Consider the following 12,589-nt stretch of genomic DNA (forward strand, 5'->3'; position numbering starts at 1 on the left):
ATACTACATTTTTTTTAAAATTTCATTAACAATAGTATTTTCATCCACACCTAAAAATTTCTCAACTTCTTTAACATTCCCATGAGGAATAAAAATATCCGGATATTCAAAACTTTCAACTTCAACATCCAAATTTTGTTCATTTGAAAATTCGCTTAGCATTTCGGCAATTCCGCCTTCTTTTGCATTATCACTGATTATATACCACTTTTTAGCTTCTAAACTTCTTAAAAGCTCTTTATCAAACGGTTTTACAAATCTTAAATCAACTATTCCGCTATCTATTCCTTTTTCTTTTAACAGTTTATAAACCCTATAAGCTTTCCCCACACCGTTTCCGTAAGCAATTAACATAATATTTTCACTGTCTATTAGAATTTCGCCTTTTCCAAGTTCAAAATCTTTTGGTTCAAATATCTTATCTTCAAGTTCAAACGCCCCCCTCGGATATCTAAACGCACAAGGAGAGCTGTTAAATTTATAGGCAAATTCCACAGCCTTTCTTAATGTATTAAAATCCCTTGGTGCAAAAAGGGTCATGTTTGGAATTATTCTTAAATACCCCACATCAAAAACACCCTGATGTGTTTCCCCATCGGCTCCTACAATTCCCGCCCTGTCTATTGCGAACCTAACCGGATAATTATCAAGACAAACATCATGAATCACCTGATCATATCCTCTTTGTAAGAATGTTGAATAAATTGCAACAAAAGGAATAAAACCTTCTTTTGCCATAGGAGCCATTGAAGTTACCGCATGCTGCTCTGCAATTCCCACATCCCAAAACCTTTCGGGAAATTCTTTCATTAACTCTTTCATTCCTGTTCCACTCGGCATTGCGGCGGTAACACCGACCACTTTTTCATCATTTTTGGCTATTTCAAGCAAAGCATCGGCAAAAACCTTGGTAGCGTTAAGAGAGCTTTTTTTAAGAGGCTCACCGGTTGCTATATCAAAAGGAGATACGCCGTGCCAGTGTTCATAATAGCCTTCAGCCTGTTTATAACCCTTGCCTTTTACCGTTTTGGCATGGACAACAACAGGTTTTTTAAGCTCTTTTGCTATTTTTAACGTTTCTATTATTTCTTCAATATTGTGCCCGTCAATAGGGCCGATATATTCAAGCCCCATTTCTTCAAAAAAGATACCGTTAACACTGAAAAACTCTTCCATTTTTTTAGCGGTAAATTTTATATCTTCGGGCATAAAATTGAGTATTTTTTTAAATTTGTCTTTAAAATTCTGATAATGTTTTTTTGCTTTCAATCTTGTCAAATATTTACTTACTGCCCCTATAGGTCTTCCTATGCTCATTTCATTGTCATTTAAAATAATAACAACAGGAAGTTTCAAATCGCCAAGTTCATTCATTGCTTCATACACCATTCCAGCACCCATAGCACCGTCGCCAATTAATACTATAGGAATTCTTTCTTCTTTTTTTAATTTTATGGCTTTTGCAGCTCCAAGTGCCACTGAAATAGATGTAGACGAATGCCCGGCACTGAAATAATCATATCTGCTTTCTCTTGGTTTTGTATACCCGCTTATTCCCCCAAACTGCCTTAAACTCTCAAATTCTTCCCATCTGCCGGTTAAGAGTTTATGTGCATATGCCTGATGTGAAACATCAAAAATAAAAGGGTCTTTTTCAACGTCAAAAACATAATGCATTCCTATAATTAAATCTACAGCCCCAAGTGTGGAGCTTAAATGACCCCCTTTTCTTGAAACAACATCAAGTATCCTCTCTCTTATTTTCTTGGCTAATTCATTCAATTCTTCTACACTCATTTTTTTAACATCAATTTTCATTGTTTCTCTCCTCTAAAATCGACTCTTTTATAGCTTTAAACCTGTTAATTATTTCTGCGTCAATATTTCCTATATCGCTTATTATAACAACCCCGCCTTCTTTTATAGCGGGGTCTTCAATAATTTCAACATTTTTTAAATCTTTGTTTTTTAGAAATTCGACATCTTTTGGATTAACTTTTATTTTTATTTTTGTAGCATCTTTTACCTCATCCATTAAAGATTTGGCCAAGTTATATGCTATTTCTTTGGAATTTTCACTGATTTCTTTTTGGATTACCTCTTTTGCAATATCGAGTGCTACAGAAATAAGCTCTTTTTCAATAGACACTATTTTCTCTTCAAACGTTTCATTTATTTTGTCTATTTTTTCGATTGAGGTTTCCAATAATTTCATTTTTTCGCTAAAAGTATCTTCAATCTCTTTTTTACCCTCCCGGATTCCTTTTTTGTACCCTTCTTCAAAAGATTTTTGTTTTTCAATATCCGCCTGTTTTTTACATTCATTTAACTGATTTTGAAAACTGTTTTCAATATTTACAATATTATTGCTCATCTCTTCAATTTTAGCAAGCAGTCTTTCTATCAATTCATTGCTTGATTCCGTATTTTTTTGCATATTATTTTCTTCTTTTTCAATTTGCTCATCTTTTTTTTCAATTGTTGTTTTTTCAGATTCATTATTATTTAATTCTTTAAATTTATAAGGTTTGACAATATGTTTATTAGAATTTTCATTAGAAATTATTTTACTCAATTACCTCCTCCTCGGCACCCACTGCTATTTTACCTTCTTCAGCAAGTTTTTGTACAATCTCAACTATCTTTCTCTGTGCAGCTTCAACATCTTTTACCTTGACTGGTCCCAAAAACTGCATTTCTTCTTCGAAAGCCTGGGAAGCACGTTGAGACATATTGGACAAAAATTTTTGCTTAAGCTCTTCAGGTGCACCTTTTAGGGCAATCATCAATGTATTTTTATCTGCCTCTTTTAAAATTTCTCTTATAGCGATATTGTCAAGTTTAAGTATATCTTCAAATGTAAACATTTTTTCTTTTATCTTTTCAGCCAGATCAGAATTAATCTGTTCAATATATTTTAATGTATCTTTAGCCGCTTTCTGACCGAGCCTGTTGAATATTTCAGCAACAAACCTTACACCTCCGATTTCCACTTTGTATCCTGTAAGCGATTCAAGTTTTGTTTCAAGAATAGCACTTACTTTTTTAATTATCTGAGGAGAAATATCACCTAAATTACTCATTCTGATTAATACCTCTGCTCTTAATTCATCAGGGAAATAACTTAGAGTTTCAGCCGCACTGGTTGGATCCATATGAGCCAAAATCAAAGCAATCGTCTGAGGATGTTCATTTACAATAAAATCTGCAAGCTGCTGCGGTTTTACTTTTTGTAAAAAACCAAATGTCTGCTCACTTTGAAGGGATTTGGAAAGCTTATCCAAAACTTTTTTGGCTTCTTCAGGGCCTAATGCTTTATAAAGAATTTCTTTTGCATATTCCATTCCTCCGCTTGCAATGTATTGATTGGATTGAAAGATTACATAAAATTCTTCTAAAACAGCGGCGGCGACTGCTTTATCAATAGCTTTCGCTGTTGCTATATATTTACTAATTTCAGTAATTGAATCAACATCCATATAAGAAAAAATCTGCGCTGTTAAATCTTCGCCCAGTTGAATCAATAAAATAGCTATTTTTTCTGGCATTGATAATTCATCTAAAATCGCCTGCTGCTGGGGTGTTAAAGCCATTTATATTCCTTTTTGATGTTCTTCCTCTTTTAATAAATTTTCAAGTACTTTAGCTATATCTTGCGTTTTATCCTCCACCATTTTAGTTATTCTTTCAAGCAAAACATCATATTTTAATTCTTCTTCATCAACACTTGAAGACACTCCAAGCTGTGTTTCAACTTTTTCTTTGAGTTCTTTTATTTTATCATATGTATTCTCTTCTTCCTCTTCCTCAATTTCAAGTGTTTTTTTAGGTTTTTTAATTTCTTCTTCTCCCGATTTGACTTCTAACATTTTTTGGGAAAAAGGAGAAATTACTTTTTTGTAAAAAATAAACAATATAATTAACAAAATCAAATATTTTATTATATTTTCAACGGGTCCCAAATATACTTGCACATTGTCCATTATATTTTCCACTGATGATTTTTTTTGAGAACTCAGATGATTAAACTGAAAACAGCTGACGCTTACACTGTCTCCTCTTTTTGGATCAAAACCTATAGTGTTTTTAACAAGATTTTTAATATTTGCTAGTTCCAGTTTATCCAACGGTACAAACACAATTTTGCCGTTTTTGTCTTTTTTATAATTTCCGTCCACTACTACGGCTGCGGTAACCCTTTTTATCTTTGCAAGAGGTGCTATTGTATCTTTTATAGTGGTTGATATTTCATAATTGGTTGTGTCTTCGCTTTTTGTATATTTATTTTTGATCTGATTGGATTTACTTCCCTGAACCGGCCCGATATTACTTACTGCCCCGGGAACTCCCCCTACTTTTTTTTCTCCGTATCCTATTTTTTCTTCATCTACAGTCTGTTCGCTTCTTACAACATTGTCCGGGGAATAAATGGTCGAATGCGATTTTACTTTGGAAAAATCAATATCCAGATTGACTTTTGCCACAATTTTATCATCTCCTCCCACAATTGGGGCAAGAATGGAAGTTATTTTATCTTCAAGTTCTTTTTCAAGTCTTTTTTTATATAACATTTCCGTTTTTAAAAGCTCATTATTAGAGCTTAATTCATCATTTTCACCAAGTAAATTCCCGTACTGGTCTATAATTTTTACATTTTCCGGTTTAAGTTTAGGAACTGCGGCGGCAACTAAATATTTAATACCTTTAATCTGCTTAGGGGTTAATATCATATTCGGCTTTAATTTAATCATTACAGATGCACTCGGAGGAGTCTGTTTGGAAACAAAAACACTTTCTTTTGGAAGTGCAATATTTACTTTTGCTTCTTCCACCGCATCTATTGCTTCAACAGTGTTGGCAAGCTCTCCTTCAAGAGCTCTTAAGTATTTAATTTTTTCTTCAAAAGCAGTTGCCCCAAAACTGTTTTTATTAAACAGTTCAAAACCTACATTGCTCGCTTTCGGGAGGCCCTGAGCTGCAATTTCAATTCTTAGTTTTTCCACTTTGTCTTTCGGAACTTCTATAATACCGTCGCTTGGAATAACATATGAAATTTTTTTCTTATCTAAATATTGGGCAATTAAAGCAGCGTCTTTTGGTTTTAAATTTTCAAAAAGAATACTGTAATTATCTTTTTTTAAAGAAGTCGAAGAATTATAAACAACCAAAAAAGAAATCAATAAAACAAAAGCGCCTATTGTTATACCGATAACAATTTTCTGTTTTCTATTTAAATTTTTGCTAAAAGCAATTATTTGTTTAAATAATTCTTCAAAATTCAATTAACCAAACCTTTTAATAAATTTAAAACTTTTTCATTTTCTTCTTTTTTACCTATCGTAATTCTTATTGCATCAAAGCCGTAACTGGCCATATCTCTTACAATTATACCTTTTTTTAGCAGATTATTTGCAACTGATGTAGAATTTTTTAAAAATAAAACAATAAAATTTGTATAACTTTCAATAAAATTCAAATTATTTTCTTTTGCAAAAATTTCATATCTTTTCATTTCTTCAAAATTAAGCTCAATTCCCATTTTCACAAATTCTTTATCTTTCAAAGCTTCTATGGCAGCTTTAAGCGAAAGCGTGGTAATATTAAAAGGGGGTCTTAATTTATGAAGATTTTTTATAATAAATTCATTGGCAATTCCGTATCCAACCCTCATACCGCCAAGTCCGTAGGCTTTTGAAAAAGTTCCGGTGTATAGTACATTTTTATATTTTAAAATTTCTTTTGGTTTTATTTCTTTGTTTTTATCTTTGAAAGAGGCATATTCCTGATATGCCCCGTCTATTATTATTAAAGTATCATCATCTATTTTTTCTATAAAACTAAAAACATCTTTGGCATCTATACATTCCCCCAAAGGATTATTAGGAATACATAGAAATATAATTTCCGGATTTTGTTGTTTATAGATTTCATAAAACTCTTCTAAATTATGTTTATCTGATTTTGTTTTTAATATTTCAGCCCCGAACTGTTTTGAATAAATTTCATACATCGCAAAAGTAATTCCCGCCATTAAAACTTTTTTTGGCAGTATCGCATGAATTGCAAATTCCAAGATTTGATCGCTTCCTGCCCCTATAATTATATTTTCATTTTTTATATCAAATCTTTCAGATAAAGCGTCTTTTAATTCATAATAACTGTCATCAGGATATCTGTGCATATTTTTAGCTGTCTTTTTTACAGCTTCTATCGCCATAGGGGGAGGACCGTACGGATTTTCATTACTTGCAAGTTTTATTATTTCCGAAGGCTTTATACCGTATTCCCTCACCACCAATTCTATAGGCTTTCCAGCTTCATATGTTTTTAAATTATTTAAATTTTCAAACATTTTCTTCCTTTATTATCAATATTTCCTATTCACAACTCACCACCCCGCCGCTTTGCAAGCGGCGGACAGGCTCACCACTCACTATTTTAGCATTCCTTAAGATAACTGCCAAGCCAAAGCATATTTTCCTCTTCTATTAATTTTTTAACAGCTTCGTCTTCTATATGCCCTTCAAAATCTATATAAAACCATGTATTAAATGTATCGTCTTTATTAGGTCTGCTTTCTATTTTTAAAAGGTTTATGTTCTTATCTTTAAATTTTTTAAGCAAATTAAACAAAGCCCCTGTTTTATGGGAAGTTTTTGCAATTACACTTGTTTTGTCATTTCCACTTTTTTGAGTTTTAAAATCGCTTATTATTATGAATCTTGTTCTGTTCGCCAGATTGTCTTCTATTTTTTCAAAAAGTAAAGGAACATTATAAAGTTTAGCCGCTATTTTTGAACATATAGCAGCACTTTTTTCATCTTTGCTTGCAAGTTCAGCAGCTTTTGCCGTTGACTCGGTTGGAATAAATTCAACATCCAAAAGTCCGTGCGTTTCAAGAAAATTAAGACACTGATTATAACCCTGCGGATGTGAATACACTCTTTTTATATTTGCAAGTTCGTCCTGAACAGAAGCAAAAGAGTGATGAATGTCAAGACAAACCTCTGAAACTATTTTTACATTATATTTTTTAAGTGAATCAAGAGTTATACCCACAACACCTTCTGTATTGTTTTCGATAGGCACAACCCCGTATTTAGCCTCTTTATTGTGAACGGCTTTAAATACGGCTTCTATATTAAGCAAAGGCAGGTATTTGGCGTTCGCCCCGAATTTATGTTCCGCCGCCTGATGTGTATATGTGCCGACAGGGCCTAAAAAAGCAATTCTTTCACTTCTTTCAAGCGTTCTGCTTATTGCAAAAATTTCCAAAAATATCGCCTCTATATGTTCTTTTTTTAATATTCCGTTTTGTGCTTGGCTTAATCTGTTTAATCTTTCTATTATTTCCTTTTCTCTTTCCGGCCTGTATACTGGGGTATTGGAAGAATTTTTAATCTCTCCCACTTTTTTGACAATTTCCATTCTTTTATTAAGAAGTTTTAAAACGTTATCATCAATTTTATCTATTTCTTCTCTTAATTTTTTTAAGTCCAAAATTCTTTCCTTTTTAAAAATTCTCCAATATTTTCGGCTATAAAATCCACTTTTTGATTTATTTCATCTGACTTTTTAATTTTACTGCTTAAAACCAAAGCCGTTTTCATACCAAGTTTACCGGCCGGCAGCAAATCCCCTATCAAATCATCACTAATTATGGTAATTTTATCATAATTTAAAGAAATTTTAATTCTTGCAGCTTCAAAAAAATTTAAACTTGGTTTTCCAACAACCTCATAATTTTTGTTTGTGGCATATTTCAGCATTTCCAAAATTGCCCCGAGTCCCGGATAACGCTTATTGTTTTTACGGTAAAGTGAAGTTTTATGCATTCCTATTAAATTGGCCCCTCTTATCAAATATTCAATAATATCTGTAATTTCATCTGAAGAATAGACTTTTATTCCCAAAATTACATTATCAGGATTATCAAAATCAATTTTAAAATTTTTTTTTCATTATTTTAACAAATTCACTGTTACCAAAAGGAGCAATACTGCCGCTTATAAACTCACAACCCCGCCGCTTTGCAAGCGGCCGGGCAGGCTCACCACTTACTATTCACTATTTTTCACTTCTTCAAATAATCAATTTCACATGCTATTAAATCCTCAAAAGTTTCCCTTCTTCTAATAAGCCTGTCTTTCCCATTAATCACCGCAACTTCCGCTGCTCTGGGTCTTGTATTGTAATTACTGCTCATTGAAAAACCATATGCCCCGGCAGAATGTATTAAAACCAAATCCCCGGGATCCGTTTTGGCAATTTCTATATCTTTTGCAAAAAAATCTCCGCTCTCACAAATCGGGCCCACAATGTTAGCCTTGCTTTTTTCTTTATTTTCATTTAAAACCTCAATTTTATGATATGCCCCGTACAGGCTCGGTCTTATTAAATCATTCATAGCCCCGTCAACAATTACAAATCTTTTATCCCCATTTCTTTTTTCATATAAAACTTTTGTTAAAAACCATCCCCCGTTTCCAACTAAAAATCTTCCAGGCTCGCATATAATAGTTACATCAAGTCCGCTAAGGGTAGAAAGAACCGCCTGGGCATAATCGTAAGGCTCTATTAAATTTTCATTTTTATATTTTATGCCAAGTCCTCCTCCAACATCAAAAAATTTAATATCTATATTTACGGCTTTCAGGCTTCTGAGCAAATCAGACACAATAACAGCTGCTTCTTTAATGGGATTAATATCGGTAAGCTGGCTTCCTATATGAAAATGAATTCCCACAGGATTTAAATATTTGCTTTTTTTGGCATAAAGATAAAGTTTTTTGGCACTTTCTATATCTACACCGAATTTATTTTCATGAAGGCCGGTTGATATATATGGATGTGTTTTGGGGTCTATATTCGGATTAACCCTTATAGAAATTCTTGCAATTTTTCCAAGTTTTTTTGCTATTTGTTCAATTCTTTTTAATTCCGCCTCGCTTTCAATATTGAGCATCAAAATATCTTTATTTAGTGCTTCCTCAATTTCATCATCCCTTTTTCCCACGCCGCTGAAAATTATTTTGTATTTATCTATTCCCGCAAGCAAAGCTCTTTTAACTTCGCCTATACTGACACAGTCCGCCCCGCTTCCAAGAGAAGCAAAATGATTTATTACACTTAAGTTCGAATTGGCTTTAACAGCATAGGCTATAATACTTTTTCTTGCTTTAAAAACTTTTTTTAATTTGTTGAACTGCTCGCCAAAATAATTAAAATCATATACATACACAGGTGTATTATATTTTTTTGCCAAATATTTAAAATTCATTAATTCTCCTTTTTAATAACATAAATATCCAATACTAACACAAAAAACAGAGGCAAAGTCAAAATAAAAGGGTTTATCACACCCTGTTTTACAAATTTATAAAGAAGTAAATTTGCCCCCCATAAAAATACGGAAAAGAAAACTGATTTTATCAAAAAAAATGAAATTGAAGAAATTCTCTGATGCACAGGCGCACTATACATTAAATATATCAAAAACAGTATTAAACTGAGGGGGGTCAATATTTTGAACATTAATATTGATATTATTTTATTTAATTTTATACTTTTGAAAATTTTCATAGCCAAGAGAGCATCTTTTATCGAAATTGATTCCAGTTTTTTCAAATTTGATAATACAAGAGGTTCAAAATCTGTCAAAACATTTAAATGGTTTTCTTTTTTTATAATCAGTCTGTTTTTATCAAACATTTCAATTGTCACATTGTTTCCCATCCATTTATTGTTTTTATATTCGGCTTCTTTTATATTTATAATTTTTTTTACTTTCGTCCCCTCCAAAGTAAATATTTTAACACAGTAAGCTTTTTTCAAAAGAGGTTTTAATTCTTTTATATACACAATACTGTTTTTATATTTTAAAAAAAGATTTTCTTTTTTTAATTTTTTATTCAACAGAATATTTTGAGCTTTTTGATTAAAATAAACATAATTTGTATTATCTAAAGCAATAAATATAAAATAAACAGATAAAGAAAAAATTAAAAACACAAACAATATTTTATTTTTAGAAAATCCCAAAGAATAAAAAGAAACCAATGTATTGAATTTTATAAAATGATAAACAGTATATAAAAAAGAAAAAATCAGAGCCAAAGGATAAAAATTTTCAAATGAGTAACTGATAACATACACGCTATATAATATCAGCAAATTTGAAGAATGAGGCAGTTTTGAAAAATTACCTATTAAATCCAGTAAAAGATACAAAAAAGAAAGACTGAATAAAAACAGAAAAAAATTTTTGGAAAATTTTTTCAGAATATATAAAAAAAACATTAACAGGATTTCCTTGTATATTTTGAAGCGGCATTTTCAATATCTTTTACGGCTTCTTTAATCACGGGAAAAAGCTTTTTAACACATTCTACTTCATCATTTTTAAAATCGCTAAGCACGTAGTTTACAACTTCTTCTTTTCTCTCAGGCCTGCCTATACCAATTCTTACTCTGTAATAATCATTTCCTATAAATTTATCAATGGATTTTAATCCGTTATGACCGCCGTTGCCACCGGCTCTTTTAAATTTAAGCGCACCCAGTTTCAAATCCAGATCATCATGAACGACAATTATATTTTTATTGTCCAATTTATAAAAGTTTTTAACCAAAACTACGCTTTCACCGCTTAAATTCATATATGTCGCGGGTTTTAAAAAAAGAAAATCTTCTGATTTAAAAAGTTCACCCTTAAAATTACCGTTTTTGTAGGCGTTAAATTCGTTTATAAGATAATCAACCGCCAAAAAACCAACATTGTGACGATTAAGCTCATATTTTTTACCGGGATTTCCAAGTCCTACAATAAGTTTCATTTTTTACTTTTCTTTTATTTTTTATTCCCCTAAAGGGAAGAAGATTATTTGGCTTTAATAACTCCAACTACCGGAATAGAAGGATTTAAGAAACATTCAACTCCATCAGGCATTTTAATATCTCTTATTAAAATATTGTCCCCAACATCAAGATTGCTTATATCAAGCTCAAAAAAATCCGGTAAATTTTCTGGTGCCGCTTTAACTTTGATTCTTCTTCTGTGATAAATTAAAACACCTTTGTTTTTTAAACCTACAGGTGTTCCTTTTACTCTGATAGGAACATGGTAATATGATTTTACACCTTCTTGCGCAACCAACAAATCAACATGCAAAAGTTCTCCTGTTACAGGATGTTTCTGATATTCCTGAACAACAACTTTTAATTCTTTATCTCCTAATTTGACAGGAAAAATTAAATGTTCTTTATTTTTCATATATTTAATAAAATCACCCATTTTGAATGCAGCATTTATGTTTTCAATTCCTTTTCCATAAATGTTTGCAATCAGATAACCATCCCTCTTAAGTTTTTTGGTTTCTTTTTTTGAGGTACTCTCTCTGATAATTCCTTGTAACATTTTAACTCCTTAAATTTTTTGAAAGGAAATTATAACAAAAAATTCAATTAATTGCTATCTTTTAAACCTATTTTCGCGTCATTTACCACTTCTAAACCTTTTTCAAGTTTTGCTTTTCTGAGTTTAAGAAGAAAATCATCCCTGCTTGATGCATATTCTATTGCCGTTTTTTCATCAACTCTTCCTTCGATAACCAAATCAACAAGATGTTGGTCAAAACTCTGAGTACCGTAAATATTTTTACCTTCTTCAATAGTGTCCTTGATTTCTTCATCCCTTCCTTGGAAAATAAGTTCTTTTACCCTCGGGGTTTTTATCATTATTTCCATTGCAGCCGTTCTTTTTCCGTCAACAGTAGGAACAAGCCTTTGAGATATGACCCCTTCAAGTACGCTTCCAAGCGTCATTCTAATTCTATGCTGTTCGCTTGGCGGAAAAACACCTATAACCCTGTTTATTGTCTCTTTTGCATCCAGTGTATGAAGTGTCGAAAAAACCAAATGGCCCGTTTCAGCTGCATGAAGTGCTATTTCCATAGTTTCCAAATCCCTCATTTCCCCCACCAAAATAATATCGGGGTCTTCCCTTAAAGCAGCCCTTAGGGCATTGGAAAAGCTTAATGTATCCTCACCCAGACTTCTTTGGTTTATCAGACATTTTTTATCTTTATGGACAAATTCAACAGGGTCTTCTATAGTAATAATATGTTTTGCTTTTTTATGGTTTATTTCGTCTATCATTGCGGCAAGTGTAGTGGATTTACCGCTTCCTGTAACACCTGTTACCAAAACAAGACCTCTTTCAGATTCAGTAAATTTTTTTATGATAGGAGGAAGTTTAAGCTCTTCAATGGTCGGTATATTTATTGGAATTGTTCTAAAAACAAGACTCGGTCCGTCTATTTGAAAAAAAGCGTTCCCCCTAAAACGGTAATTTTCATCCAATTTATAGTTAAAATCTATCTCTTTTTTTCTAACCATTTCCTCAAATCTGCTTCTTAAGATTTCTTTTAATAATTCAACAATACTTTCCCTTGTTAGTTTTGGACTCTCAACGGGAACAAGTTTTCCCTGAATTCTCATTCTTATCCCATCCCCCGCTTTGATATGTAAATCACTTCCTTCTTTTGAAACCAAAAGATTAAGATATTTTACCAGTTCTTCTCTTGTCATA

General features: G+C 32.0%; 12 protein-coding genes. All 12 read right to left on the reverse strand.

Translation table 11 applies throughout. The features are described from left to right. Positions 1-3 precede the first annotated feature (3 nt). Entirely contained in the window at positions 4-1,818 is a 1,815-nt protein-coding gene (dxs, locus tag DZ65_RS0100925; protein ID WP_201767782.1) for a 1-deoxy-D-xylulose-5-phosphate synthase, read from the reverse strand. Then, positions 1,808-2,575, reverse strand: a complete 768-nt coding sequence (fliH, locus tag DZ65_RS0100930; RefSeq protein WP_024791107.1) for a flagellar assembly protein FliH — start codon at positions 2,573-2,575, stop codon at positions 1,808-1,810. The genes dxs and fliH overlap by 11 nt, the downstream gene beginning before the upstream one ends. Beyond that, positions 2,568-3,593, reverse strand: a complete 1,026-nt coding sequence (gene fliG / locus DZ65_RS0100935; protein ID WP_024791108.1) for a flagellar motor switch protein FliG — start codon at positions 3,591-3,593, stop codon at positions 2,568-2,570. Before fliG ends, fliH begins: the two co-directional genes overlap by 8 nt. Next, the gene (fliF, locus tag DZ65_RS0100940; RefSeq protein ID WP_024791109.1) at positions 3,594-5,282 is read right to left on the reverse strand and encodes a flagellar basal-body MS-ring/collar protein FliF; all 1,689 of its coding nucleotides are present in this window, start codon (positions 5,280-5,282) and stop codon (positions 3,594-3,596) included. Then, positions 5,279-6,352 carry a histidinol-phosphate transaminase gene (hisC, locus tag DZ65_RS0100945; RefSeq protein ID WP_024791110.1) on the reverse strand — a complete coding sequence of 358 codons (1,074 nt, stop codon included), beginning with the start codon at positions 6,350-6,352 and terminating at the stop codon, positions 5,279-5,281. The genes fliF and hisC overlap by 4 nt, the downstream gene beginning before the upstream one ends. An 86-nt stretch (positions 6,353-6,438) precedes the next feature. Continuing rightward, entirely contained in the window at positions 6,439-7,503 is a 1,065-nt protein-coding gene (gene pheA / locus DZ65_RS0100950; RefSeq protein WP_024790503.1) for a prephenate dehydratase, read from the reverse strand. Then, positions 7,491-7,913, reverse strand: coding sequence for an HAD hydrolase-like protein (locus DZ65_RS09670; protein ID WP_051428150.1), 423 nt, complete (start codon positions 7,911-7,913; stop codon positions 7,491-7,493). Before DZ65_RS09670 ends, pheA begins: the two co-directional genes overlap by 13 nt. 161 nt (positions 7,914-8,074) lie before the next feature. Then, complete coding sequence (gene lysA / locus DZ65_RS0100960) at positions 8,075-9,280, reverse strand: diaminopimelate decarboxylase (RefSeq protein WP_024790504.1); 1,206 nt, start codon at positions 9,278-9,280, stop codon at positions 8,075-8,077. Next, positions 9,280-10,299, reverse strand: a complete 1,020-nt coding sequence (locus tag DZ65_RS0100965) for an LptF/LptG family permease (RefSeq protein ID WP_024790505.1) — start codon at positions 10,297-10,299, stop codon at positions 9,280-9,282. The genes lysA and DZ65_RS0100965 overlap by 1 nt, the downstream gene beginning before the upstream one ends. Further along, positions 10,299-10,835: an aminoacyl-tRNA hydrolase gene (pth, locus tag DZ65_RS0100970; protein ID WP_024786840.1), complete on the reverse strand. Its 537-nt coding sequence runs from the start codon at positions 10,833-10,835 to the stop codon at positions 10,299-10,301. The genes DZ65_RS0100965 and pth overlap by 1 nt, the downstream gene beginning before the upstream one ends. A gap of 44 nt (positions 10,836-10,879) precedes the next feature. After that, positions 10,880-11,416, reverse strand: coding sequence for a 50S ribosomal protein L25/general stress protein Ctc (locus DZ65_RS0100975; RefSeq protein WP_024786841.1), 537 nt, complete (start codon positions 11,414-11,416; stop codon positions 10,880-10,882). A gap of 47 nt (positions 11,417-11,463) precedes the next feature. Beyond that, entirely contained in the window at positions 11,464-12,588 is a 1,125-nt protein-coding gene (locus DZ65_RS0100980) for a type IV pilus twitching motility protein PilT (RefSeq protein ID WP_024790507.1), read from the reverse strand. Between the last annotated feature and the right edge of the window lies 1 nt (position 12,589).

The organism is Lebetimonas sp. JS032 (genome assembly GCF_000523315.1).
In the GTDB taxonomy this organism is placed as follows: Bacteria; Campylobacterota; Campylobacteria; order Campylobacterales; family Nautiliaceae; genus Lebetimonas.

Excerpts from the sequence above, each read along its gene's own strand:
- dxs (WP_201767782.1), bottom strand. The coding sequence starts at position 1,818 with ATGAAAATTGATGTTAAAAAAATGAGTGTAGAAGAATTGAATGAATTA.
- fliG (WP_024791108.1), bottom strand. The coding sequence starts at position 3,593 with ATGGCTTTAACACCCCAGCAGCAGGCGATTTTAGATGAATTATCAATG.
- hisC (WP_024791110.1), bottom strand. The coding sequence starts at position 6,352 with ATGTTTGAAAATTTAAATAATTTAAAAACATATGAAGCTGGAAAGCCT.
- lysA (WP_024790504.1), bottom strand. The coding sequence starts at position 9,280 with ATGAATTTTAAATATTTGGCAAAAAAATATAATACACCTGTGTATGTA.
- DZ65_RS0100965 (WP_024790505.1), bottom strand. The coding sequence starts at position 10,299 with ATGTTTTTTTTATATATTCTGAAAAAATTTTCCAAAAATTTTTTTCTG.
- pth (WP_024786840.1), bottom strand. The coding sequence starts at position 10,835 with ATGAAACTTATTGTAGGACTTGGAAATCCCGGTAAAAAATATGAGCTT.
- DZ65_RS0100975 (WP_024786841.1), bottom strand. The coding sequence starts at position 11,416 with ATGTTACAAGGAATTATCAGAGAGAGTACCTCAAAAAAAGAAACCAAA.
- DZ65_RS0100980 (WP_024790507.1), bottom strand. The coding sequence starts at position 12,588 with ATGACAAGAGAAGAACTGGTAAAATATCTTAATCTTTTGGTTTCAAAA.